Below are 22,587 nucleotides of genomic sequence, written 5' to 3'. Positions count from 1 at the left end.
GGGGGGGGCGGGGGGCGGCGCGTGTGCGTGGCGGGGGGGCGCGGGGGGGCGGGGGGGGGGGGGGGGGGGGAGGGGGGCGGCGGGGGGCGGGGGGGGGGGGGGGGGGGGGGCGGGTGGGGGAACGGTGTCCGCCGTGGGGTCGGGCGGGTGGGGCGGAGTGGGGGGGGGGGATTTTTTGAGATCGACGCGATCGGCCTTGCGGCTGGGGGGCGGGGGCAGTGGCATGAAATCATCATGCCAGAAAAACCGCAGCCGCCCATGGGGCGGCTGGTCGGCGGGGTGGGCAGGGCGCCCGGCGTGTGGGCTTCAAGCCACTTTTTTGAGCATCTTCACGGCCTTGAGGACTTCGTCCACGTGGCCCGGCACTTTGATGCCGCGCCACTCCTGCAGCAGGATGCCTTCGGGGCTGATCAGGAAGGTGCTGCGCTCGATGCCCTTGACCTTCTTGCCGTACATGATCTTGTTCTTGACGACGCCGAACATGTGGCACATCTTTTCTTCGGTGTCGGCGATCAGCTCGAACGGCAACTCCAGTTTGGCCTTGAAGTCCTCGTGCGACTTGAGATTGTCGCGCGAGACGCCGAACACCTGCGCCCCCGCGCCGATGAACTCCTGGTACTGGTCCCGGAACTGCATGGCCTCGGTCGTGCAGCCGGGGGTGTGGTCCTTGGGGTAGAAGTACAGGATCAGCGTCTGGCCGAGGTGGGATTGGTGGGTGACTTTGATGCCGCCGGTCGCTTGGGCTTCGAACTCGGGAATCGGTTTGTTGACGACGACGGCCATGGAGCAAATCCCCTGCGTGTTTGGATGGTCGAATTGGTCCGGGAAGAACCGCCGAACATCTTGATATTTTAGCGCATTTGCGCAGGGCCTCAGGCCGCGTCGGCGGCCTCGATGAGCAGCGCGGCCACCACCCGCCGGCCTTCACCGGCCAGGATGTTGTAGGTGCGGGCCGCGGCCATGGTGTCCATGGTCTCCACGCCGATGCCGCGTTCGATCAGGCCCCGCAGCAGGGACGGCGGCACGAACCGCAGCCGCTGCCCGCTGCCAAAGAGGACGACCTCCGGCGCATCGGCGGCCAACTGGTCGAAGTGCTGGGCCGTCAGTTCGGCGTGGCGGCGGCAGTCCCACGCCTGCAGTCGGCCGCTGGCGCTGACGACGATGCTGCTGTCGTACCGCTGGCCGCCGACCATCACCCAGCCGGGGCCGTGGGCCTGTATGGACAGGGTGTCGATGCGGTCGGGCTGAAACTTCATGGCGGGCGCAGCCGGCCGGGAATCGCCGGCAAACTGTGGTGAAATTATAGGCTCCACCCCTGTCGGAGCGGTGCGTGCGCCGCCCCGGCCCCGACCCACGCGCCATGTCCTCTACCGTCATCCACAAGTCCGCCAAACTGACCAACGTCTGCTACGACATCCGCGGACCCGTGCTCGAGAAGGCCCGCCAGATGGAGGAGGACGGGCACAAGATCATCAAGCTCAACATCGGCAACCTGGCGGTGTTCGGGCTGGAGCCGCCGGACGAGATCGTGCAGGACATGATCCGCAACCTGCCGCAGGCGGCCGGCTACACGGACAGCAAGGGGCTGTTCGCGCCGCGCAAGGCCATCGTGCACTACACGCAGGAAAAGCGCATCGCCGGCGTGACGGTGGACGACGTCTACTTGGGCAACGGCGCCAGCGAGCTCATCACCATGAGCATGAACGCGCTGCTCAACGCCGGCGACGAGATCCTGGTGCCGGCGCCGGACTATCCGCTGTGGACGGCCTCCGTATCGCTGTCGGGCGGCACGCCGGTGCACTACCTGTGCGACGAGGCCAATGGCTGGATCCCGGACCTGGACGACATGGCGCGCAAGATCACGCCGCGCACCAAGGGCATCGTCGTCATCAACCCCAACAACCCCACCGGCGCGCTGTACCCGGTGGAGGTGCTGCAGGCCATCGTCGAGCTGGCGCGCAAGCACGGGCTGATCGTCTTCGCCGACGAGATCTACGACAAGGTGCTCTACGACGGCAACGTCCACACCTCGATCGCGTCGCTGGCGGACGACATCCTGTTCGTCACGTTCAACGGCCTGAGCAAGAACTACCGCTCGTGCGGCTACCGCGCGGGGTGGATGATCGTCTCCGGCGACAAGCGCCGCGCCAGGGACTACATCGAGGGGCTGAACATGCTGGCCTCGATGCGGCTGTGCGCCAACACGCCGGGGCAGCTGGCGATCCAGACGGCCCTGGGCGGCTATCAGAGCATCAACGACCTGGTGGCGCCCGGCGGGCGGTTGTGCCGCCAGCGCGATCTGGCGCACCGGCTGCTCACCGAGATCCCGGGCGTGAGCTGCGTCAAGCCGAAGGCGGCGCTGTACATGTTCCCGCGCCTGGATCCGAAGATTTATCCGATCGAGGACGACCAGCAGTTCGCCTACGACCTGCTGGCCGAGGAGAAGGTGCTGATCGTGCAGGGCACCGGCTTCAACTACCCGACGCCGGACCACTTCCGGCTGGTGTTCCTGCCGCACGAGGACGACCTGGCCGAGGCGATCGGGCGCATCGCGCGCTTTCTGGGCCACCTGCGGCGGCGCTACGGCACCGAGTGATTTTTGGCAACCCCCGGATTTTCATGACCTTGGCAACCGCGACCATGAGCAACCTTCCCCCCATCCAAGTCGGCCTGCTGGGCATCGGCACCGTCGGCAGCGGCGTCTTCCGCGTGCTGCAGCGCAACCAGGAGGAGATCCGGCGCCGCGCAGGCCGTGGCATCGCCATCACGATGGTGGCCGACCTCGACACCGAGCGCGCGCGCGGCATCGTGGGGGATGCGGCGCAGGTGGTGGCCGACGCCCGCGCGGTGATCGCCAACCCCGACATCGACATCGTCGTCGAGCTGATCGGCGGCTACGGGATCGCCCGTCAACTGGTGTTGGAAGCCATCGCCGCGGGCAAGCACGTCGTCACCGCCAACAAGGCGCTGCTGGCGGTGCACGGCAGCGAGATTTTTGCTGCCGCGCAGGCCAAGGGGGTGATGGTGGCGTTCGAGGCGGCCGTGGCCGGTGGCATCCCCATCATCAAGGCCTTGCGCGAAGGGTTGACCGCCAACCGCATCCAGTGGGTGGCCGGCATCATCAACGGCACCACCAACTTCATCCTGTCCGAAATGCGCGACAAGGGGCTGGACTTCGACGTCGTGCTGAAGGAGGCGCAGCGCCTGGGCTACGCCGAGGCCGACCCCACGTTCGACATCGAGGGCATCGACGCCGCGCACAAGGCCACGCTGATGAGCGCGCTGGCGTTTGGCATCCCGGTGCAGTTCGACAAAGCCTACGTCGAAGGCATCACGAAGCTGCAGGCGGCCGACATCCGCTACGCCGAGCAGCTGGGCTACCGCATCAAGCTGCTGGGCATCACCAAGCGCGTGGCCGGTGGGGTGGAGCTGCGCGTGCACCCGACGCTGGTGCCGGCCAAGCGCTTGATCGCCAACGTCGAAGGGGCGATGAACGCGGTGGTGGTGCAGGGCGACGCCGTGGGCACGACGCTGTACTACGGCAAGGGCGCCGGCAGCGAGCCGACCGCCAGCGCGGTGATTGCCGACCTCGTGGACGTGACGCGGCTGCACACCGCCGACCCGCAGCACCGCGTGCCGCACCTGGCGTTCCAGCCGCACGCGATGAGCGATCTGGCCATCGTCCCGATGGCGCAGGTGGTCACCGGCTACTACCTGCGGCTGCGCGTGGCCGATCAGCCCGGGGTGCTGGCCGAGGTCACCGGCATCCTGGCGCGCGCCGGCATCAGCATCGACGCCGTGCTGCAGCGCGAGGCCGACGAGGTCGGCGGCGAAGGCAGCACGCAAACCGACCTGATCATCCTGACGCACGACACCGCCGAAGGCACGATGGACGCCGCGCTGGCGGCGATGCAGGCGCTGCCGACGGTGCTGGCGCCGATCGTGCGCATCCGCAAGGAGGAGCTGGCCTGATGCGCTATCTCTCGACCCGTGGCGAGCCCGCGCGGCGCCGCTTCAGCGACATCCTGCTGGAGGGTCTCGCGCCTGACGGTGGCCTGTACCTGCCCGAACACTACCCGCAGGTGGACGCCGCGACGCTGGCGCGTTGGCGGCGCATCTACCACGAGCATGGCTACGCCGAGCTGGCCTTCGAGATCCTCTCGCTCTATATCGACGACATTCCGGCCGACGACCTGCGCGCGCTGCTGCGGCGCACTTACACCGCCGAGGTGTTCGGCACCGGCGAGATCGTGCCGCTGCGCCACCTGGAAAACGGCCTGTGGCTGGAGGCGCTGTCCAACGGCCCGACGCTGGCGTTCAAGGACATGGCGATGCAGCTGCTCGGCCAGCTGTTCGAGTATGAACTCGCGCGCCGCGGCGAGACGCTCAACATCCTGGGCGCCACCAGCGGCGACACCGGCAGCGCCGCCGAGTACGCGATGCGCGGCAAGCGCGGCATCCGCGTCTTCATGCTGAGCCCCCACGGGCGCATGAGCCCGTTCCAGCAGGCGCAGATGTACAGCCTGCAGGATCCCAACATCCACAACCTGGCCATCGAAGGCGTCTTCGACGACTGCCAGGACATCGTCAAGGCGGTCAGCGCGGATCTGGAGTTCAAGCGCCGCCACCGCATCGGCACCGTCAACTCGATCAACTGGGCGCGGCTGCTGGCGCAGGTGGTGTATTACGTCGCCGGCTGGATCCAGGCCACTGAGCGCGACGACGAGCGCGTGAGCTTCACCGTGCCGAGCGGCAACTTCGGCAACGTCTGCGCCGGCCACATCGCGCGCATGATGGGGCTGCCGATCGAGCATCTGGTGGTGGCCACCAACGAAAACGACGTGCTGGACGAGTTCTTCCGCACCGGGGTCTATCGCGTGCGCGGCAGCGCCGACACCTACGAAACCTCCAGCCCCTCGATGGACATCAGCAAGGCGAGCAACTTCGAGCGCTTCGTCTTCGACCTGCTCGGGCGCGACGCCGAGGCCACGCGCCGGCTGTTTGCCGAGGAGCTGGCGCGGCACGGGCGCTTCGACCTGTCGGCGCACCCGGCCTTCCCGCGCGCGCGCGAGGCGTTCGGCTTTGCCAGCGGACGCAGCACGCACGCCCACCGGCTGGCCACCATCCGCGACGTCTGGCAGCGCCATGCGATGCTGATCGACCCGCACACCGCCGACGGCGTCAAGGTGGCGCGCGAGCACCTGCAGCCGGGCGTGCCGATGATCGTGCTGGAGACGGCGCTGCCCATCAAGTTTGCCGCCACCATCGTCGAGGCGATCGGGCGCGAGCCCGAGCGACCGGCGCGGTTTGCCGGTATCGAGGCATTGCCCAAGCGGGTGCAGGTGTTGCCGGCGGACGTCGAGCGCGTCAAGGCGTGCATCGTCGCCGCCTGCCGCGACTGAGGAGCGCGCGGATGGCTGCAAACCCCGCATCGCCTGCCACAGCGCCTGCCCGTCCGGGTCTGATGGGACTGGAGGACGCGCTGCAACGCCTGCTGGCCAGCATCGAACCTGTGGCGGGGGTGGAGACGGTCCCCACCGCCGCGGCGGCCGGCCGCGTGCTGGCGCACGATCTGGCGTCGCCGCTGGATGTGCCGGGGTTTGACAACAGCCAGATGGACGGCTATGCCGTACGGCGCGAGGACGTCGCCCGGGCCGTGGCCGAGGGGCGGCCGTTGCCCGTGGCGCAGCGCATCCCGGCCGGGCACTTTGGCTGCGAGCTGGCGCCGGGCACGGTGGCCCGCATCTTTACCGGCGCGCCCATGCCTGCGGGTGCCGATGCCGTGGTGATGCAGGAGGACGCGACGCCTGCCGAGCCCTCCGCGGATGCGGATGCGGCCGGGGCCACGGCCGTACACGGCTGGGTGCGCTTGGGGACCGTCCCGGCCGAGGGGCAGTGGGTGCGCCGCTGCGGCGAGGATGTGCGTGCGGGTGCGGTCGTCCTGGCAGCGGGCACCCGCCTGTCGGTGGCCGACCTGGGCCTGGCGGCCTCCATCGGCAGCGCGAGTTTGCGCGTGCATCGCCGCGTGCGGGTGGCGCTGGCCTCCACCGGGGATGAGTTGATCCAGCCGGGCGAGCTGCCGGCCGACCGTCTGCCCCCGGGGGCGATTTACAACTCCAACCGCTATTTTCTGGAGCCGCTGCTGCTGCGTCTGGGGTGCGAGGTGACGGTGCTGGGCCGCATCCCGGATGATCGGGCCGCGACGCAAGCCGCCTTGACCGAAGCCGCCCGCGACCACGACGTCATCCTCACCACTGGCGGGGTGTCGGTGGGCGAGGAGGACCATGTCAAGCCCGTGGTGCAGGCCCTGGGGGCGCTGGATCTGTGGCAGATTGCCATGAAGCCGGGCAAGCCGTTCGCCCACGGGTGGATCGACCGCGCGCACGCTGGCGGGCGTGGCCGCTGCCATGTGCTGGGGCTGCCGGGCAATCCGGTGTCCAGCTTCGTGACCTTCGTGCTGCTCGCCCGGCCGTTCCTGCTGCGCCTGGGTGGGGCGACCGTGGCGCCGGTGCTGCCCCCTGCGCTGCCCATGGTGGCGCATTTCGACCTGCCGCGGGCCGACAAGCGTCGGGAATTTCTGCGGGTGCGGCGCAACTGCGTGGGCGGGCTGGACCTGTTCCCCAACCAGAATTCATCGGTGCTGACTTCGGTCGCCTGGGCCGATGGGCTGGTGGACAATCCCGCCGGCAGCGTGATCGCGCACGGCGACACGGTGCGCTACCTGCCGCTGTCCAGCTTTCTGGACTGACGCACGCGCGGCACGTGCGCCGTTGCCCGCGCGCAGGGCGCGGGTATGATGGCGGTTACGTCCCACCCGACCGCAAACGTGCATTTCATGAGAGTTCAGCTGCGTTTTTTTGCCGCCGTTCGCGAAGCCGTCGGCGTTGCCAGTGCCGAGGTGGACACGTCCGCGGCGACCTTGGGCGCCTTGCGTGATGAACTGATCGCCCGCGGCGGGGTGTGGGCGGAGGCCCTGGCGCGGGGGCGGGCGCTGCGCATGTCGGTCGACCAGGTCATGGCCGATGAGGCCGCACCGCTGCGCGACGGCGCGGAGGTGGCGTTCTTTCCGCCCGTCACCGGAGGGTGAGGCCATGGCCGTCGAGCGGCGCAGCGTGACGATCCAGACCGGGCCGTTCGACCTCGGCGCCGAGGTGGCGGCGCTGCGCGCCGGTGATGCCGGCGTCGGCGCGGTGTGCGCCTTCCTCGGCACCGTGCGCGACGTCAACGACGGCGACGCGGTGGCCACGCTCGAGCTGGAGCACTACCCTGGCATGACCGAGCGTGCCATCGACGCGATGATCGACGAGGCGGCGCGTCGCTTCGACATCCGCGGCGTGCGCATCATCCACCGCGTCGGGGCGCTGCAGCCGCAGGATCCGATCGTGCTGGTGGCGGTGACCTCGGCGCACCGCGGCGAGGCCTTTCAGGCGTGCGAATTCCTGATGGATTACCTGAAGACCCAGGCGCCATTCTGGAAAAAGGAACACACGCCGCAGGGCGCGCGCTGGGTGGATGCGCGCGTCAGCGACGATGCAGCGCTGGCGCGCTGGGGCATCGAGGCGAAGAACGCCTGAGGTGCGCGGTCGCGCCCGCGCGCGGCGTTTGATCCGCGTCAACGACGCCGGGCTTGAAAGCGCGGCACAGTCGCCCCACATGGAACGGCAATCAACCCTTTCGGAGCCCATTCCATGCGAGCCGACAAATTCACCACCTCGTTCCAGGAGGCCCTGGCCGAAGCGCAATCGATGGCGCTGGCCAAGGACCACGCCTACATCGAGCCGGCGCACGTGCTGGCCGCGCTGCTGCAGCAGGACGGCCCGCCGGCGCTGCTGCAGCGCGCCGGCGTCAACGTCGCGCAGCTGAAGAAGGCCGCCGACGACGCCGTGCAGCGCCTGCCGCAGGTGCAGGGCCAGGAGCAGGTGCAGGTCGGCCGTGACACGGTCACGCTGCTGCAGGCCGCCGAGAAGGAGGCCCTGAAGCGCGGCGACCAGTTCATCGCCAGCGAGCTGTTCCTGCTGGCGCTGGCCGACAGCAAGATCATGCTGGCCGACGCCGCGCGCGCCGCGGGCCTGAACCGCAAGGCGCTGGAGGCGGCCATCGACGCCGTGCGAGGAGGACAAGCTGTGAACAGCCCCGAAGCCGAGAACCAGCGCGAGGCGCTGAAGAAATACACGCTGGACCTGACCGAGCGCGCCCGCCAGGGCAAGCTCGACCCCGTGATCGGCCGCGACGACGAGATCCGCCGCACCATCCAGATCCTGCAGCGGCGCAGCAAGAACAACCCCGTGCTGATCGGCGAGCCGGGCGTTGGCAAGACCGCCATCGTCGAGGGCCTGGCGCAACGCATCGTCAACGGCGAGGTGCCGGAGACGCTGAAGAACAAGCGCGTGCTGGCGCTGGACATGGCCGGTCTCTTGGCCGGGGCCAAGTACCGCGGCGAGTTCGAGGAGCGCCTCAAGGCCGTGCTGAAGGAGATCGCCGCCGAGGAGGGGCGCATCATCCTCTTCATCGACGAGATCCACACCATGGTCGGCGCCGGCAAGGCCGAGGGCGCGATGGATGCCGGCAACATGCTCAAGCCCGCCTTGGCGCGCGGCGAGCTGCACTGCATCGGCGCCACGACGCTGGACGAGTACCGCAAGTACATCGAGAAGGACGCCGCGCTGGAGCGGCGCTTCCAGAAGGTGCTGGTCGATGAGCCCAGCGTCGAGGCGACGATCGCCATCCTGCGCGGCCTGCAGGAGAAATATGAGCTGCACCACGGCGTGGAGATCACCGACCCGGCCATCGTCGCCGCGGCGGAACTGTCGCACCGCTACATCACCGACCGCTTCCTGCCGGACAAGGCGATCGACCTGATCGACGAGGCCGCCGCGCGCATCAAGATGGAGATCGACTCCAAGCCCGAGGCGATGGACCGGCTGGAGCGGCGCCTGATCCAGCTCAAGATCGAGCGCGAGGCGGTGCGCAAGGAGACCGACGAGGCCTCGCGCAAGCGGCTGGAGCTGATCGAGGAGGAGATCGCGCGGCTGGAGCGCGAGTACGCCGATCTGGAGGAGGTCTGGAAGGCCGAGAAGGCGCAGGTGCAGGGCTCGGCGCAGATCAAGGAGGAGATTGACCGCATCCGCTTCCAGATCGAGGAGCTCAAGCGCAAGGGTGACTTCAACAAGGTCGCCGAGCTGCAGTACGGCCGCCTGCCGGAGCTGGAGCGCCGGCTGCAGGAGGCGCAGGCGCGCGAGGCCGGCAAGGACGGCGCCAAGGGCTTCAAACTGCTGCGCACGCAGGTCGGCGCGGAGGAGATCGCCGAGGTGGTCTCGCGCGCCACCGGCATCCCGGTCAGCAAGCTGATGCAGGGCGAGCGCGACAAGCTGCTGCAGATGGAGGCGCGGCTGCACGAGCGCGTGGTCGGCCAGGACGAGGCGATCGCCGCCGTCTCCAATGCCATCCGCCGCGCCCGCGCGGGCCTGAGCGACCCGAACCGGCCGCTGGGCAGCTTCCTGTTCCTCGGTCCGACGGGGGTCGGCAAGACCGAGCTGTGCAAGGCGCTGGCGGCCTTCCTGTTCGACAGCGAGCAGCACATGATCCGCATCGACATGAGCGAATTCATGGAGAAGCACTCGGTGAGCCGCCTGATTGGCGCGCCGCCGGGCTATGTCGGCTACGAGGAGGGCGGCTACCTGACCGAGGCGGTGCGGCGCAAGCCCTACAGCGTCGTGCTGCTCGACGAGGTCGAGAAGGCGCACCCGGACGTGTTCAACGTGCTGCTGCAGGTGCTGGACGACGGGCGGCTGACCGACGGCCAGGGCCGCACGGTGGACTTCAAGAACACCGTCATCGTGATGACCTCCAACATCGGTTCGCAGCGCATCCAGCAGCTGGCGCAGCGGGGCCACGACATGGAGGACATCAAGGACGCGGTGTGGGAGGAGCTCAAGGCGCACTTCCGCCCCGAATTCCTCAACCGCATCGACGAGACGGTGGTGTTCCATCCGCTCGGCAGCGAGCACATCAAGAACATCGCCCGCATCCAGCTGCGCACGCTGCAGGAGCGGCTGGCCAAGCTCGACCTGACGCTGACGTTCACCGACGCGGCGCTGGAGGAGCTGGCCAAGGTCGGCTACGACCCGGTGTTCGGCGCGCGGCCGCTGAAGCGCGCGATCCAGCAGCGCATCGAGAACCCGCTGTCCAAGCTGATCCTCGAAGGGCGCTTCCCGCCCAAGAGCGAGATCCCGGTGGACGTGGATCCGGTGCGCGCGCCGGGGCAGTTCCTGTTCGGGCACACGGTGCACTGAAAGCCGCGCGGGGCCGCTTGGCCCCGCGTGCGGGTTGCCCCAAGCCCCTGCCGGTCCGCCGGCGGGGGCTTTCGCTTTGCAGTGAGGCGGCTCAGACCCCGTGGTACTCCCGATACCAGCGCACGAACCGCGCCACGCCCTCGCGGAACGGCGTGCGCGGCGCGTAGCCGGTCAGCCGCTGGAGCAGCCCGCAGTCGGCCCAGGTGGCCGGCACATCCCCGGTCTGCATCGGCAGGTAGCGCCGCTGCGCGGGGCGGCCCACCTCGGCCTCGATGGCCTCGACGAAGTCCAAGAGGCGCACCTTGTCGGAGTTGCCGATGTTGACGACGCGCCACGGCGCGGCGGGGCTCAGGGTGTCGCCTTCCACCGCCTGCCAGCCGTGCGGCGGCGTGCGCGCATCCGGAGCCGGCGGCACCGCGTCGATCAGCAGCCGGATCGCGCGCACGAGGTCGTCCACGTAAGTGAAGTCGCGCCACATCTGGCCGTGGTTGTAGATGTCGATCGGCGTGCCCTCCAGAATCCCCCGGGTGAACTTGAAGAGGGCCATGTCCGGCCGGCCCCACGGGCCGTAGACGGTGAAGAAGCGGAACATCGTCGTCGGCACGCCGTGGATGTGCGCCCAGGCGTGGCTCATCGCCTCGTTGGCCTTCTTGGTGGCGGCGTAGAGCGTCAGCGGCCAGTCGGTCTTCTGCTGCTCGTCGAACGGCAGCGTGTCGTTGGCCCCGTATACGCTGCTGGTGGAGGCCATCAGGAGGTGCCGCGGCTTGAGCTGGCGCGCCACCTCCAGCACGTGGAAGGTGCCGATGAGGTTGGCGTCCACGTAGGCGCGCGGGTTTTCCAGGCTGTAGCGCACGCCGGCCTGCGCGGCCAGGTGCACGATCACGTCGGGCTGGGCGGCGCGCGCGGCCGCCTGCAGCGTCGGCAGGTCTTCCAGCATCGCCTCGGTGGCGGTGAATCCGGGGTGTTCGCGCAGCAGCGCGTGGCGGCGCTGTTTCAGCCGCACGTCGTAGTAGTCGGTGAGACCATCAAAGCCGTGCACGGCGTGGCCTTCCTCCAGCAGCCGCCGCGCCAGGTGAAAACCGATGAAGCCGGCGGTGCCGGTGATGAACACCCTCATGCGTCGCCTCCGAACAGGTCGCGGGTGTAAACACGTTCAGCCACGTCTTCCAAATCGGGATGGCGACGGTTGGCCAGGATCAGGTCGGCCTGCGCCTTGAAGGTCGCCAGATCCTTCAGCACCGGCGAGCGGAAGAAGTCGTCGCCGTCGTAGGCCGGCTCGTAGACGATCACCGGCACGCCCTTGGCCTTGAGGCGCTTCATGACGCCCTGGATCGCTGAGGCGCGGAAGTTGTCCGAACCCTGCTTCATGACCAGGCGGTAGATGCCCACCACCGGCGCGCGCCCGCCAGGGGTGGACAGCGTCTGCAGCCGGCGCAGCACGTCGTCGGCGATGAAATCCTTGCGCGTGGCGTTGGCCGAGACGATGGCGGCGATCAGGTTTTGCGGCACGTCGCGGTAGTTGGCCAGCAGCTGCTTGGTGTCCTTGGGCAGGCAGTAGCCGCCGTAGCCGAAGCTCGGGTTGTTGTAGCCGGCGCCGATGCGCGGATCCAGGCACACGCCGTCGATGATCTGGCGTGTGTCGAGCCCGTGCGTGGCCGCGTACGTATCCAGTTCGTTGAAGAACGCCACGCGCATGGCCAGGTACGTGTTGGCGAACAGCTTGATCGCCTCGGCCTCGGTCGGGTCGGTCAGCAGCACCGGCACGCGCTCTGGCGCGCGGCAGCCCTGGCGCAGCAGCTCGGCCACGAGCTGCCCGCGCGGGCCGCGGTCGCCGACGACGATGCGGCTGGGCGCGAGGTTGTCCTCCAGCGCCCGGCCCTCGCGCAGGAATTCGGGCGAAAAGACGAGGCGGTCGGTGCCGTGGCGCTGGCGCAGCCGCGCGGTGAAGCCCACCGGCACGGTGGACTTGATGATCAGCGTGCTGCCCGGGTGGGCGGCCAGCGCCTGCGCCGCCACCGCCTCGACGCTGGAGGTGTCGAACGCGTTGGTGACGGGGTCGTAGTCGGTGGGGGTGGCGATGACGACGACGTCGGCGTCGGCCAGCGCCTGCGCGGCGTCGGTGGTGGCCTCAAGCTGCAGGTCACCGCGCTCGCGCAGCCACCGCTGCGCCAGTTCATCGTGCACGGTGGGCTGGCGCGCCTGCAGCGCGGCCACGCGCCGCGGGTCGATGTCGAGCACGGTGACGCGGTGGTGTTGCGCCAGCAGCAGCGCGTTGGCCAGGCCGACGTAGCCGGCGCCGGCGACGGTGATGCGCACGGGAGTGGGGGAGGCGGGAGCGGAGGCGGTCATGGAGCAGGGACTGAGAGGGCCGGCCGGCAGCAGCGGTAGATGCGCGCCGCGGACGGTCGCGCCGGATCGCATGGGGCGCAGAACGGGGTGCAGTATAGACAGCGGTGACTACAATGAGGCGAACTTGTCGACGCGCTGGACCCTGCGCGCCTTCGCGTCGATTTCGCCGTTTCACCCGATTGCGCCGCATGCCGATCGACAGCCACCCTCGAACCGCCCCGTCCCCCATCGCGGACGAAGCGATCCCTGACATTTCCGTGGTGATCCCGGTTTATCACGAACGTGAGAATCTGCATGACCTGGTCGCCCGCGTGGGGGAGGCTCTGGAGGCCACCCGCTGGTCGTTCGAGCTGATTTGCGTGGACGACGGCTCGCGCGACGGCAGCCAGCAGATCCTCGCCGAACTGGCTGCCGACCGCCCATGGCTGCGGCCCGTGGCCCTGGCGCGCAACTATGGCCAGTCGACGGCGCTGCAAGCCGGTTTCGAGCGCGCGCGCGGGCGCTATATCGTCACGCTGGATGGCGATCTGCAGAACGATCCGCTGGACATTCCGGCGATGATCGAGCGGCTGGAGACCGACCCTTCCGTGGACATGATTTCGGGCTGGCGCCACCAGCGCCAGGACAAGGCGCTGTCGCGGCGTCTGCCGTCGGTGTTGGCCAACCGGCTGATCTCGTGGGCGACGGATGTGCGCCTGCACGACTACGGCTGCGCGCTGAAGGCCTACCGGCGCGAGATCATCGAGCGTATCCATCTGTATGGCGAGTTGCACCGCTTCATCCCGTCCCTGGCCCGAGAGGTGGGCGCGCGCATCGAGGAGATGCCGGTGCGCCACCATGCACGCACGCGCGGGCAGTCCAAGTACGGCATCGACCGCACCTTCCGCGTCATTTTGGATTTGGTGCTGATCGTGTTCTTCCTGCGCTACCGGCAGCGGCCGCTGCACGCGTTTGGCGGGCTGGGGTTGTGGCTGTTGACGCCGGGGCTGCTGATTCTGCTCTATCTGTTTGCGGTCAAGCTCAGCGGCGAGGACATCGGCGCGCGGCCGCTGTTGATGGTGGGGGTGATGGCGGTCCTCATGGGGGCGCAACTCATCGTCGCGGGCCTGACCGGGGAGTTGCTGATCCGCGTCTATCACGAGGGCTCCGGGCGGCCGCAGTACCACACGCGCGATCTGCCCGAGCCGGCCGCCAGCGGCCGTCACGCATGACCGGCGTGACGCCCGCCAACCCGGCGCCGCGCGGGCGACGGCTGTGGCGCGTGGCGGTTGCGCTCGCGCTGCTCGGGGCCATTCTGGCCTGGGTGCAGCCCGATCGGGTGTTGTCGATTCTGGCCCGGGCGGACCCCGGCTGGGTGCTGGCGGGCTTGCTGAGCAGCACGCTGGGCAATCTGGCGTCGGCCTGGCGTTGGCGCGATCTGGCGGCGTGGCTGGGGCACCCGGCCCCGCTGTCGTGGATCGTGCCGGTGTATTTTCGGGGAGTGGCGGCCAATGTCGTGCTGCCAGGGGCGGTGGTGGGCGGCGACATGCTGCGGGCCTGGGGCCTGCACCGGCGCGGCATGCCCGTGCTGGAGGCGAGCGTGTCCGTGGTGCTGGACCGCGTGAGCGGTCTGTGGGGGCTGCTGATCCTGGGCGCCCTGGCTCTGGGCGCGGGGTTGTGGTGGGCGCCCGCGACGGGCTGGCTGCCGGCCGTTCAGCGGCTGGGGGTGGGGTCGGCAGAGGGGCTGGCCCTGCTGGCCGTCGGCGCGGCGGCCGGAATGGCGGTTTTGCCGTATGCCGCCCTGCGCGTGACGCCCCGGTGGTTGGCGGGCTGGGCGCTGCTGCAGCGGCCAGCGTTGCGGTGGTGGCACCGGCTGGCGACTCACCAGCCAGGCCAGCACTGCGCGCGTCAGATCGCGGGATCGTTGGTCGTGCAGACCGCGTCGGTGACGGTCCTGTACTGTGGCGCGCGAGCCATCGGCGCCCCGCTGCCCTGGGAGGCGCTGGCCGTGGCCGCCGTCCCCATCTTCGTCTTGGCCACGGTGCCCGTGGGATTTGGCGGCTGGGGCACGCGGGAGGCGGCGGCCATCGCCGCCTTGACCCCGTTGGGGTACGACGCCTCGTCTGCCGTGGCAGTGTCGGTGCTGTACGGCCTGTATCCCTTGGCCCATTCCGCCCTGGCGCTGTGGCCGGTGCCGCAGGTGGACCGGGCCCCCCCGCAACGCGGGGATTGACCCCCGCGGCGGCGGGTCAGGGGCCTTATTGCACCTTGGCCTTGCTGCGCAGCGATTCCTGGAACTCGGCCAGGCGCTGCTGCTGCAGTTGCTGCTGGAGCTGCGGCTTGATGTCGTCCAGCGGGGGCAGTTGCGCCTTGCGCACGTCATCGACGCGGATCACGTGCCAGCCAAACGGCGTCTTGACCGGGGTCGAGGTCGTCTCGCCCTTGCCCAGCTTGACCATGGCTTGCGAGAACTCCGGCACGAACACGTCCGGCGTGGCCCAATCGAGATCCCCGCCGTTGGCGCCGGAGCCCGGATCCTTGGAGCGTTGCTTGGCCAGCTCCTCGAAGCGCGCGCCCTTGGCCAGCTCCGCGATGATGGCTTTGGCCTCGTCCTCGCTGGCGACCAGGATGTGTCGCGCCCGGTATTCCTGTCCGCTGGTGGCGTTGAGGCGGTCGTATTCGGCCTTCAGGTCGGCGTCCGTCACGGGGTGGCGACGCTGATAGTCGGCGAACAGTTCGCGAATCAGAATGGTCTGCGTGGCCAGTTCGAGCTGGGCCTTGACCTCGGGCGAGCTGCGCAGGCCGCGCTTGTCGGCCTCTTGCACGAAGATTTCGCGCAGGATGGCTTCTTCGCGCAACTGCTGGCGCACGGCATCGTCCACCGGGCGGCCCGAGCGGGCCATTTGCTGTTCGAGCGCCTTGAGCCGCGCCATGGGCACGGGCTTGCCGTTGACGATGGCGACATTCTGGGCCAGGGCCGGCATGGCCAGCCCGGCCGCCAGGCACGTGGCGACGGCCACGCGCGACAACACGTTGTTCATGGGAGGAGTGTCCGAGAGAGGGAAGGTCGGAAAGAAAAAACCGGCGTCGCGGCGATGACCATCAATCGCGCAGCACCTCGATGGCCAGCGCGTGCAGCCCGGCCGCGAATGCGGGCTGCAGTGCATCATACACAAGCCGGTGGGCGGCCACCCGGTTCAACCCGGCCAGGGCCGGGGCCGCGATGCGCACCCGAAAATGCGTGCCATGGCCCTGGCCGTTGGCCCCCGCGTGGCCGGCATGCGCCGCGCTCTCGTCGATGACCTCCAGGCGCGTGGGGGCGAGGGCCGCGCGCAGGGCCTGCTCCAGTCCGTCGGCGGTGGGCCAGGGGTGGGGGATGGTCATGCGGGGTCATCCTTGAGGTGGCGGGCGACGTACAGGCCCTGTCCAACCAGGAACAGCACCGGGAACACATAGCCCCAGAGCTTGAAGTCCACCCACGCGTCGGTGGAAAAATAGGCCGCCACGCAGGCATTCAGTGCCGCCATGAACGCGCAGTAGCCAATCCAGGCCACCGCAAGGCGCGACCACACCGGCGCCGGCAGCTTGAGCTGGCTGCCCAGCAGCACCTGCAGGATGTTTTTCTTCCAGCCCCACAGGGCCGCTGCCAACGCCAGCGCCATTGCACCGTAAAGCACGGTCGGCTTCCATTTGATGAAGCGCTCGTCCTGCAGCGTCAGGGTCAGCGCGCCAAACACCAGCACCAGCAGCAGGGTGACCTTCTGCACGGTTTGCAGGCGGCGGTCGATGGCGTAGATCAGGCCCATCTGCACCACCGTGGCGGCCATCAGCACGGCGGTGGCCGCGTAGATGCCGTGCCACTTGTAGGCGACGAAGAAGAGCGCGATCGGAAAAAAGTCGATCAGCAAACGCATGGACAGGGATTATCGCGGCTGACGGGCGGGCGGCGTCGGGTCACAGCGGCTGCCATTGCAGCGCGGCCGAGTTCATGCAGAAGCGCAGGCCCGTCGGCGGGGGGCCGTCGTCGAACACATGGCCGAGGTGGGCGCCGCAGCCGGCGCACAGCGTTTCGGTGCGGACCATGTCGTGGCTGCGGTCCAGCCGTTCCACGATGGCGCCCGGGCGTGCCCGCCAGAAGCTGGGCCAGCCGCAGCCGGCGTCGAATTTGGTGTCGCTGTCGAACAGGTGGGTGCCGCAAGCGACGCAGTGGTAGCGGCCGGGTTGCCACCAGGTCTCGTAGCGGCCGCTGAAGGGGCGCTCCGTCGCGGCGCGGCGCGTCACCTCGAAGGCCAGCGGCTCGGCCTCGCCGCGGTCGATCTTGGCGCGCAGCACCTCGCGCCACTCGTCGTCGGTTTTTGCCAGCGGGTATGCCATGGTCGTGGGTCAGGAGGAGCAACTGATGCACAGCCGGCTGGCCCATTCGGGCGGAAAGTCGGTCAGCGCGGGGTGGGCGGGATCGGCGTCGGGGTGGAGCAGGGCGTCGAGCAGTTCGGCGACCCCGCTCGGGTCGCCCGCCTGCGCGCGCTCGATGGCCAGCTGGGCCAGGTGGTTGCGCAGCACCACCCGCGGGTTGGCCTGGCGCATGCGCTGCAGGGCGGCGTCGCGCCCGTCGATCTGGGCGCGGGTCCGCCATTCGGCGGCCCAGGCGTCGAAGGCATCGCGCTGCAGGAACAGGTCGCGCACCGGGCCGAGCGCGCCGGTGGCTGCCCGGGCCTCGTGGGCCAATGCGCCCTCGGCCACGGCGTCGGTCAGGCGCCGCCAGAAGATGGGGTAGTCCACCCGGTCGGCCTCCATCAGGCGCAGCAGCGCCTCCACCCGCTCGGCGTCGCCCTCCTGTGGCGCACCCAGGCCGAGCTTGGCGTTCATGCGCCGGTGCAGTGCGTTCAGGAAGGTTCCCCGGTAAGGTGTGAGCGCCGCCAGCGCCTGCTCGGTGTCGTCGAGCAGGGGCACCAGCGCCTGCGCCAGACAGTGCAGATTCCAGTAGGCCACCTGCGGCTGGCGTGCGTAGGCGTAGCGCCCGCCGTGATCCGAATGGTTGCAGATGTGCCGCGAATCAAACGCATCCAGAAACTGGTACGGGCCGTAGTCCAGCGTCAGTCCCAGGATGCTCATGTTGTCGGTGTTCATCACCCCGTGGCAAAAACCGACGGCCTGCCACGCGGCCAGCAGTGTCGCGGTGCGGCGCACCACCGCTTCCAGCAGTCGGGCATACGGGTTGGCGCAGCCCTCGGTCGCCCAGGGCAGGGACGGGCCGTCCAGGGCGGGGTCGTGCCACGGTGCCGTGTCCGCAGGGCCCTCGGGTTGGCGGCAGCCGGGATAAAAGTGGTCGATGACGAAGTCGGCCAGCGCCCGCAGTCCGGCCTCGTCCCGCAGACTGGCGAAGTGCTCGAAATGCCCGAACCGCACGAAGCTTGGTGCGAGGCGGGTCACGACGGCCGCGGTCTCGACCGTCTCCCGCCACACCGGGGCGGGCGAGCCGGTCACGCACAGCGCGCGCGTGGTCGGGATGCCCAGGGCGTGCATGGCCTCCGACGCCAAAAACTCCCGGATCGAGCTGCGCAGCACCGCGCGGCCGTCGCCCATGCGCGAGTAGGGCGTGCGGCCGCTGCCTTTGAGCTGAACCTCCCACACGCCGTCGGGCCCCGCCCGATCCCCGAGCAGCAGCGCCCGCCCGTCGCCGAGTTGGCCGGCCCAGACGCCAAACTGGTGTCCGCTGTAGACCGTGGCCACGGGCACGGCCCCGGGCAGCAGGCCGTTGCCGCTGAGCGCGTGCAGATGGCGTTCGTCGGTCCAGCCCTGGGGCAGGCCCAGCGCACGCGCGGCCGGGGCGCTGACGCCGACCCAGGCCGGTGCCGGCAAAGGCTGCGGCGCGACGGCTTGGCAGTAGGCTGGCCCCAGGGCGGCAAAGCGCGCCGGCTGCAGTGTGAGCGCGGGGACATCGGCATCCATGGCGCGATTGTCCCGCCCGGCGGGCAACCTTGCCCGCAGCGGGGCCTCAGCCGCGGTCGTTCAGCAGCGTCTCCAACGCTTCGGGCTGCAGCACGTCGACGCGGCTGAACTCCAGCGAAATCCAGCCGTTCGCCTCGAATGCCTTGAGCACCCGGTTGGTGGTCTGCCGCGACAGGCCGGCGAGGTGGCCCAGATCCTCTTGCGACAGGGTGATTTTGCGCACGCCCGAGCCGCAAAACATGGTCAGGTACTGCGCCACGCGCTCCTCGGGCGAGCGCAGCCGGCCGACTTCGATGGCGGTCATGGCCTGCCCCAGCCGCAGGTTCAGGCGTTGGATGAGGTGGTGGTTGAACGGCAGGCTGGTGCGGTAGAGCGTCTGAAAATGGGGCAGCGGCAGCCCGATCAGGGTGGTGTCGCGCAGTGCCACCACGTCGTAGCGCCACAGACCGCCGTTGAGCACCGTGCCCTCGCCAAACCAGTCGCCCGCGAGCACACCCAGAAAGGCCGATACGCGGCCGTCGGGGCCCTCGGTCTGCAATTTGGCCATGCCCGACAGCACCGCCCACCAGGCATCCACCGGCGTGCCCCGGCGGATCAGCAGCTCGCCCCGGCCAGCCCGCTGCATGAGCATGGCGTCGATCAACGTTTGCCGCATGCCGCCGTCCAGCGACGCAAACCACGGCTGCTGGGACAGAAATACGCGGGCGGGACTGCGGGCGTCGAGGGTCATGGCGGGCAGCGGTTGAGGGTTCGCCTGCGCATCGAAAGCTGTCGAAGAGGCGACAAATCGCGCGCCCTCCGCGGGTTTGTCAGGATGACGGGGGCGAGGCGACCTTGCAATAGTCGTAAGCTTAACGGAGCCGGTGCCGATTTCGGTGCCGCTCCAAACCACCCCCTACCACGAGGAGAGCCTTCCATGCTGGGCTTGATGCAAGACCGCCCCTTGCTCATTTCTGACCTGATCGAACACGCCGCGCGCCACCATGGCGACGTCGAGATCGTCTCGCGCCGCGTCGAGGGCGACATCCACCGCACCACCTATGGCGAGGCCGCCGGACGTGCCCGCCAACTCGCGCGTGCGCTGGACGCGATGGACATCGGCCTGGGCGAGCGGGTGGCCACCCTGGCCTGGAACGGCTATCGCCACTTCGAGATGTACTTTGGCGTCAGCGGCTCCGGCCGCGTGCTGCACACCATCAACCCGCGCCTGCTGCCCGAGCAGATCGCCTGGATCGTCAACCACGCCGAGGACCGCGTCCTGGCGTTCGACATGACGTTCTGGCCCATCGTCAAGGGCATCCACGACAAATGTCCGACCGTCCAGCGCTGGGTGGCGCTGTGCGACGACGCGCACCTGGCGCGGCTGACGGCCGACGGCACGGTGCCCAATCTGGTGAGCTACGAGTCCTGGATCGGCGCCCATCCGGCCACCTACGACTGGCCGCGCTTTTCCGACGATACGGCAAGCAGCATGTGCTACACGAGCGGCACCACCGGGCACCCGAAGGCGGCGCTCTACAGCCACAAGTCCACCATCCTGCACGCCTACGCCGCGGCGCTGCCGGACGTGATGTGCCTGAGCGCGCGCGACGCCGTGTTGCCCGTGGTGCCGATGTTCCACGTCAATGCCTGGGGCCTCCCGTATTCGGCGGCGGCCATCGGGTGCAAGCTGGTGTTCCCCGGCGGGCAGCTCGACGGCAAATCGGTCTATGAACTGTTGGAGTCCGAGCGGGTGACGTTTGCCGCCGGCGTGCCGACCGTCTGGCAGATGCTGCTGGCCCACATGGGGGCGAATGGGTTGCGCTTGCCGGCGCTCAAACGCACGGTCATCGGTGGCTCGGCCTGCCCGCCGGCGATGATCGCCGCCTTCCGCGAGCAGTACGGGGTGGAGGTGCTGCACGCTTGGGGCATGACGGAGTTGAGCCCGCTGGGCACGCTGTGCACGCTGAAGAACAAGCACCTGGCGCTGCCCGAGGAAGAGCAGATGAAAATCCGCCTCAAGCAGGGGCGGGCGATCTTTGGCATCGACATGAAGATCGTCGATGCGGACGGGCGCGAATTGCCGTGGGACGGCGTGACCCAGGGCGAACTGATGGTGCGCGGCCCCTGGGTGGTCCGCGACTACTACCGCAGCGACAAACCGAGCCCGCTGGTGGACGGGTGGTTTCCGACCGGCGACGTGGCCACCATCGACGCCGACGGGTATATGCAGATCACCGACCGCAGCAAGGACGTCATCAAGTCGGGCGGCGAGTGGATCAGCTCGATCGACGTCGAAAACATCGCCATGGCCCACCCGGCGATCCTGATGGCGGCCTGCATCGGCGTCAAACACCCCAAGTGGGACGAACGCCCGATCGTCGTCGTGGTCAAAAAGCCCGGTGCCGAGGTCACGCGCGAGGAGCTGCTGGCGTTTTACGAAGGCAAGCTCGCCAAGTGGCAGATCCCCGACGACGTGGTGTTCGTCGATGCGATCCCGCTGGGCGCCACTGGCAAGATGCAAAAGGTCAAGCTGCGCGAGATGCTGGCCGACTACCGCCTGCCGGGCCTTTGAGTCGCTTGCCGCGCCACGACGAAAAAGTGTCACCCCAATGACAGTCGCCAAGGTGATAACTCTGCGGGGTTTCCCTGATCGCTGCACCGCAATAGACGGCTAAGCTCGATTCCGTTCCACCACCCATAAAAGGAGACAAGCGCATGAAGTTCGCATTCAAAACCCTCGCGGTGGCCGCCATGGTTGGCCTGGCGCTGACCGCCACCGCGCAGGCGCAAAGCGCGCGTCAGGCCAAACGTGAGCAGGCGTCCGCCGCCTCGAACGCCCCGCTGGCGGGGCAGACCGTCAAGATCGCCTGGATCGACCCGCTGTCGGGCCTGATGGCGCCGGTGGGCTCCAACCAGGTCAAGAGCTTTCAGTTCTTTGCCGAAAAGTTCAGCGGCCCCAACAAGCACAACCCCGCCGGCGTCAAGTGGGAGGTGGTGCCGTTCGACAACAAGCTCAGCCCCGCCGAGAGCCTGACGGCGCTGCAATCGGCCATCGACCAGGGCATCCGCTACATCACGCAGGGCAATGGCTCGTCGGTGGCCGGTGCGCTGATCGAAGCGGTGGCGCGCCACAATGCGCGCAATCCGGGCAAAGAGGTCGTCTTCCTGAACCACTCGGCGGTCGATCCGGACTTCACCAACAGCAAGTGCAACTACTGGCACTTCCGCTTCGACGCCGACACCTCGATGAAGATGGAGGCGCTGACCACCTTCATGAAGGACGAAACCAGCGTCAAGAAGGTCTATCTGCTCAACCAGAACTATTCGCACGGCCATCAGGTGGCCAAGTACGCGAAGGAACTGCTGGCGAGCAAGCGGCCCGATATCCAGGTGGTCGGCGAGGACCTGCACCCGCTGGCGCAGGTGCGCGACTTCGCGCCCTACATCGCCAAAATCAAGGCCTCTGGCGCCGACGCGGTGATCACCGGCAACTGGGGCTCGGACCTGGCGCTGCTGGTCAAGGCCGCGGTCGAGGGGGGCTACAACGGCAAGTTCTACACCTACTACGCGGGTGTCACCGGCACGCCCACGGCGCTGGGGCAGTCCGCCGCGGGCAAGGTGTATCAGATCTCGTACAACCACTACCACATGGGCGGCGAGTACTCGCAGTGGCAAAACGAGTTCCAGAAGAAGTTCAACGCCGATTTCTACACGGGCTCGGTGATCCACATCTACCGTGCGCTCAGCGAGGCGATGGCCCGGGCCAAGTCCACGGATCCGGTCAAGGTCGCCAAGGAGCTGGAGGGACTGAAGTTCACCAGCTACAACGGTGAGGTCGAGATGCGCAAGACCGACCACCAACTGCAGCAGCCGCTGTACCTGTCGCGCTGGCAAAAGACGGACAACAAATTCACCTACAACGTGGAAAACACCGGCATGACGTTTGCCTTGGTGCGTGAATTCCCGTCCTACGTGTCCAGCACGCCCACCAGCTGCGCCATGCAGCGGCCCAACTGATGCGGGCGGGGGGCATCGC

The 22,587-nt window shown here is 68.8% G+C and carries 21 protein-coding genes; 11 read left to right on the top strand and 10 right to left on the bottom strand.

Annotation, left to right across the window (positions count from 1 at the left end):
* Window positions 1-306: 306 nt before the first annotated feature.
* Window positions 307-783: a peroxiredoxin gene (locus A9O67_RS00885; protein WP_068606443.1), complete on the bottom strand. Its 477-nt coding sequence runs from the start codon at window positions 781-783 to the stop codon at window positions 307-309.
* Window positions 784-872: 89 nt separating this feature from the next.
* On the bottom strand, window positions 873-1,256 hold the full coding sequence (locus A9O67_RS00880; protein WP_068606441.1) for an Mth938-like domain-containing protein: 384 nt from the start codon (window positions 1,254-1,256) through the stop codon (window positions 873-875).
* Window positions 1,257-1,360: 104 nt separating this feature from the next.
* On the opposite strand from A9O67_RS00880, the gene A9O67_RS00875 reads away from it, so the two are divergent.
* The 7 genes from A9O67_RS00875 (at window position 1,361) to clpB (ending at window position 10,292) form a co-directional block, all read left to right on the top strand.
* On the top strand, window positions 1,361-2,596 hold the full coding sequence (locus A9O67_RS00875; protein ID WP_068606458.1) for a pyridoxal phosphate-dependent aminotransferase: 1,236 nt from the start codon (window positions 1,361-1,363) through the stop codon (window positions 2,594-2,596).
* A gap of 44 nt (window positions 2,597-2,640) precedes the next feature.
* Window positions 2,641-3,972, top strand: coding sequence for a homoserine dehydrogenase (locus tag A9O67_RS00870; protein ID WP_068606456.1), 1,332 nt, complete (start codon window positions 2,641-2,643; stop codon window positions 3,970-3,972).
* On the top strand, window positions 3,972-5,402 hold the full coding sequence (gene thrC / locus A9O67_RS00865) for a threonine synthase (RefSeq protein ID WP_068606439.1): 1,431 nt from the start codon (window positions 3,972-3,974) through the stop codon (window positions 5,400-5,402). Before A9O67_RS00870 ends, thrC begins: the two co-directional genes overlap by 1 nt.
* Window positions 5,403-5,413: 11 nt before the next feature.
* Window positions 5,414-6,748, top strand: coding sequence for a molybdopterin molybdotransferase MoeA (locus tag A9O67_RS00860; RefSeq protein ID WP_068606437.1), 1,335 nt, complete (start codon window positions 5,414-5,416; stop codon window positions 6,746-6,748).
* Between the two features lie 87 nt (window positions 6,749-6,835).
* Window positions 6,836-7,087, top strand: coding sequence for a molybdopterin converting factor subunit 1 (moaD, locus tag A9O67_RS00855; RefSeq protein ID WP_068606454.1), 252 nt, complete (start codon window positions 6,836-6,838; stop codon window positions 7,085-7,087).
* 4 nt (window positions 7,088-7,091) lie between these two features.
* Complete coding sequence (locus tag A9O67_RS00850; RefSeq protein ID WP_068606435.1) at window positions 7,092-7,574, top strand: molybdenum cofactor biosynthesis protein MoaE; 483 nt, start codon at window positions 7,092-7,094, stop codon at window positions 7,572-7,574.
* 114 nt (window positions 7,575-7,688) lie between these two features.
* Window positions 7,689-10,292 carry an ATP-dependent chaperone ClpB gene (gene clpB, locus A9O67_RS00845; protein WP_068606433.1) on the top strand — a complete coding sequence of 868 codons (2,604 nt, stop codon included), beginning with the start codon at window positions 7,689-7,691 and terminating at the stop codon, window positions 10,290-10,292.
* A gap of 91 nt (window positions 10,293-10,383) precedes the next feature.
* Here clpB and A9O67_RS00840 read toward each other — a convergent pair whose 3' ends face one another.
* Complete coding sequence (locus A9O67_RS00840; protein ID WP_068606431.1) at window positions 10,384-11,409, bottom strand: NAD-dependent epimerase/dehydratase family protein; 1,026 nt, start codon at window positions 11,407-11,409, stop codon at window positions 10,384-10,386.
* A complete protein-coding gene (locus A9O67_RS00835; RefSeq protein ID WP_456243281.1) occupies window positions 11,406-12,641 on the bottom strand; it encodes a nucleotide sugar dehydrogenase in 1,236 nt (411 codons plus the stop codon). The genes A9O67_RS00840 and A9O67_RS00835 overlap by 4 nt, the downstream gene beginning before the upstream one ends.
* Before the next feature lie 188 nt (window positions 12,642-12,829).
* On the opposite strand from A9O67_RS00835, the gene A9O67_RS00830 reads away from it, so the two are divergent.
* Window positions 12,830-13,852, top strand: coding sequence for a glycosyltransferase family 2 protein (locus A9O67_RS00830; RefSeq protein ID WP_068606427.1), 1,023 nt, complete (start codon window positions 12,830-12,832; stop codon window positions 13,850-13,852).
* Window positions 13,849-14,853 carry a lysylphosphatidylglycerol synthase transmembrane domain-containing protein gene (locus A9O67_RS00825; RefSeq protein ID WP_068606424.1) on the top strand — a complete coding sequence of 335 codons (1,005 nt, stop codon included), beginning with the start codon at window positions 13,849-13,851 and terminating at the stop codon, window positions 14,851-14,853. Before A9O67_RS00830 ends, A9O67_RS00825 begins: the two co-directional genes overlap by 4 nt.
* 25 nt (window positions 14,854-14,878) lie before the next feature.
* On the opposite strand, the gene A9O67_RS00820 is transcribed toward A9O67_RS00825, so the two are convergent.
* The 6 genes from A9O67_RS00820 to A9O67_RS00795 form a co-directional block, all read right to left on the bottom strand.
* Window positions 14,879-15,661, bottom strand: coding sequence for a peptidylprolyl isomerase (locus tag A9O67_RS00820; protein WP_068606421.1), 783 nt, complete (start codon window positions 15,659-15,661; stop codon window positions 14,879-14,881).
* A gap of 61 nt (window positions 15,662-15,722) precedes the next feature.
* A complete protein-coding gene (locus tag A9O67_RS00815; protein ID WP_068606420.1) occupies window positions 15,723-16,004 on the bottom strand; it encodes a BolA family protein in 282 nt (93 codons plus the stop codon).
* Window positions 16,001-16,534 (bottom strand): septation protein A, encoded by a 534-nt coding sequence (locus A9O67_RS00810; RefSeq protein ID WP_068606417.1) that lies wholly within the window; start codon window positions 16,532-16,534, stop codon window positions 16,001-16,003. Before A9O67_RS00810 ends, A9O67_RS00815 begins: the two co-directional genes overlap by 4 nt.
* Before the next feature lie 40 nt (window positions 16,535-16,574).
* Entirely contained in the window at window positions 16,575-16,994 is a 420-nt protein-coding gene (msrB, locus tag A9O67_RS00805; RefSeq protein WP_068606416.1) for a peptide-methionine (R)-S-oxide reductase MsrB, read from the bottom strand.
* Window positions 16,995-17,003: 9 nt separating this feature from the next.
* Entirely contained in the window at window positions 17,004-18,569 is a 1,566-nt protein-coding gene (locus A9O67_RS00800) for a protein adenylyltransferase SelO (RefSeq protein ID WP_068606414.1), read from the bottom strand.
* Between the two features lie 46 nt (window positions 18,570-18,615).
* Window positions 18,616-19,299 (bottom strand): Crp/Fnr family transcriptional regulator, encoded by a 684-nt coding sequence (locus A9O67_RS00795; protein WP_068606412.1) that lies wholly within the window; start codon window positions 19,297-19,299, stop codon window positions 18,616-18,618.
* Window positions 19,300-19,485: 186 nt separating this feature from the next.
* Here A9O67_RS00795 and A9O67_RS00790 point away from each other — a divergent pair, with 186 nt between their 5' ends.
* On the top strand, window positions 19,486-21,123 hold the full coding sequence (locus tag A9O67_RS00790) for a 3-(methylthio)propionyl-CoA ligase (protein WP_068606410.1): 1,638 nt from the start codon (window positions 19,486-19,488) through the stop codon (window positions 21,121-21,123).
* A 143-nt stretch (window positions 21,124-21,266) separates the two neighbouring features.
* Window positions 21,267-22,568, top strand: a complete 1,302-nt coding sequence (locus tag A9O67_RS00785) for a branched-chain amino acid ABC transporter substrate-binding protein (protein WP_068606408.1) — start codon at window positions 21,267-21,269, stop codon at window positions 22,566-22,568.
* Window positions 22,569-22,587: the final 19 nt, after the last annotated feature.

This window comes from Tepidimonas fonticaldi, assembly GCF_001675355.1.
In the GTDB taxonomy this organism is placed as follows: domain Bacteria; phylum Pseudomonadota; class Gammaproteobacteria; order Burkholderiales; family Burkholderiaceae_C; genus Tepidimonas; species Tepidimonas fonticaldi.
Note: the sequence above shows the minus strand (reverse complement) of the source record. Positions and strands in the feature narration are given on the sequence as shown.

Coding starts and splice junctions, on each gene's coding strand:
- msrB (WP_068606416.1), bottom strand. CDS start 16,994: ATGGCATACCCGCTGGCAAAAACCGACGACGAGTGGCGCGAGGTGCTG.
- A9O67_RS00815 (WP_068606420.1), bottom strand. CDS start 16,004: ATGACCATCCCCCACCCCTGGCCCACCGCCGACGGACTGGAGCAGGCC.
- A9O67_RS00840 (WP_068606431.1), bottom strand. CDS start 11,409: ATGAGGGTGTTCATCACCGGCACCGCCGGCTTCATCGGTTTTCACCTG.
- thrC (WP_068606439.1), top strand. CDS start 3,972: ATGCGCTATCTCTCGACCCGTGGCGAGCCCGCGCGGCGCCGCTTCAGC.
- A9O67_RS00870 (WP_068606456.1), top strand. CDS start 2,641: ATGAGCAACCTTCCCCCCATCCAAGTCGGCCTGCTGGGCATCGGCACC.
- A9O67_RS00850 (WP_068606435.1), top strand. CDS start 7,092: ATGGCCGTCGAGCGGCGCAGCGTGACGATCCAGACCGGGCCGTTCGAC.
- A9O67_RS00885 (WP_068606443.1), bottom strand. CDS start 783: ATGGCCGTCGTCGTCAACAAACCGATTCCCGAGTTCGAAGCCCAAGCG.
- A9O67_RS00785 (WP_068606408.1), top strand. CDS start 21,267: ATGAAGTTCGCATTCAAAACCCTCGCGGTGGCCGCCATGGTTGGCCTG.
- A9O67_RS00835 (WP_456243281.1), bottom strand. CDS start 12,641: ATGACCGCCTCCGCTCCCGCCTCCCCCACTCCCGTGCGCATCACCGTC.
- clpB (WP_068606433.1), top strand. CDS start 7,689: ATGCGAGCCGACAAATTCACCACCTCGTTCCAGGAGGCCCTGGCCGAA.
- A9O67_RS00795 (WP_068606412.1), bottom strand. CDS start 19,299: ATGACCCTCGACGCCCGCAGTCCCGCCCGCGTATTTCTGTCCCAGCAG.
- A9O67_RS00880 (WP_068606441.1), bottom strand. CDS start 1,256: ATGAAGTTTCAGCCCGACCGCATCGACACCCTGTCCATACAGGCCCAC.
- A9O67_RS00810 (WP_068606417.1), bottom strand. CDS start 16,534: ATGCGTTTGCTGATCGACTTTTTTCCGATCGCGCTCTTCTTCGTCGCC.
- A9O67_RS00830 (WP_068606427.1), top strand. CDS start 12,830: ATGCCGATCGACAGCCACCCTCGAACCGCCCCGTCCCCCATCGCGGAC.
- A9O67_RS00875 (WP_068606458.1), top strand. CDS start 1,361: ATGTCCTCTACCGTCATCCACAAGTCCGCCAAACTGACCAACGTCTGC.
- A9O67_RS00790 (WP_068606410.1), top strand. CDS start 19,486: ATGCTGGGCTTGATGCAAGACCGCCCCTTGCTCATTTCTGACCTGATC.
- moaD (WP_068606454.1), top strand. CDS start 6,836: ATGAGAGTTCAGCTGCGTTTTTTTGCCGCCGTTCGCGAAGCCGTCGGC.
- A9O67_RS00820 (WP_068606421.1), bottom strand. CDS start 15,661: ATGAACAACGTGTTGTCGCGCGTGGCCGTCGCCACGTGCCTGGCGGCC.
- A9O67_RS00860 (WP_068606437.1), top strand. CDS start 5,414: ATGGCTGCAAACCCCGCATCGCCTGCCACAGCGCCTGCCCGTCCGGGT.
- A9O67_RS00800 (WP_068606414.1), bottom strand. CDS start 18,569: ATGGATGCCGATGTCCCCGCGCTCACACTGCAGCCGGCGCGCTTTGCC.
- A9O67_RS00825 (WP_068606424.1), top strand. CDS start 13,849: ATGACCGGCGTGACGCCCGCCAACCCGGCGCCGCGCGGGCGACGGCTG.